1 protein-coding gene is annotated in these 740 nt (G+C 47.0%); it reads right to left on the reverse strand.

Features of this window, described 5'->3' with window-relative positions; translation table 11 throughout:
* Positions 1–740: alkaline phosphatase family protein (locus V7K55_RS00720; RefSeq protein WP_334827159.1), on the reverse strand; the 740-nt coding region annotated here is incomplete at both ends.

Genomic DNA, 740 nt, shown 5'->3' on the forward strand with positions numbered 1-740 from the left:
ATCATTCAGTAGTGCTACAGCTTTTTGAACATCGGATGGATTCTTCAAGAAGAGCAAGGATGAAGTATCGCCACCTCTCTCAGCATCAAGCTGAATACCATTTTGTGCGAGAAGTGCGCCAAAAGCAGTCAGGTTGCCATCACCACCGACAGCACCAGTCACACTATCAAATGTACTGTTCAAACCAACGGTAGGATCTTGAACTGGGTTTTGTCCGTGCTTGGCGGTTAAAACCACCAGAGTTGAACTGTCCAATCCTTGCTTTTGTAGTTCATCCAAAATCAGACCAATGCTCTGATCGGTATGATCAATTACCGTTACCAGATCGGGACGAGCATTTCCATTAGCGTCAATCCCGCCACCGTTAAATTGAGTAGCTGGCTCTTTCTCGGCTACACTCACAGCTTGTAAATTCAAGCCAAAAATTGCTGGAGTGTCAACTTTTGTCGTCCCCGCAGCGTTAAAGCCATCGATCTCGTTAAGTATCTGCTTAACCTTGAGATCGTCGTAGGCGGAGGTTGTTGCCACACTGGTGAACTGATTCGCGCTAAAACCAGTGGGTGGAGCCTTAAACAGAGCCGGATTCCCCTTTGTCGCGTCGTTAAAGAAATTGGATGTAATATCAGGGTTGGTATTGGAGTAAGGAGTTCCTGTTGACTGATCGACTAAAGCACCCGTGCTAGTTGGGAGAGTACCGGGCTTAGTTGGATCGATCGCTACTGCGGCATTAATTTCTAGGG

This window comes from Nostoc sp. (assembly GCF_036919895.1).
Classification (GTDB): Bacteria; Cyanobacteriota; Cyanobacteriia; order Cyanobacteriales; family Nostocaceae; genus Nostoc.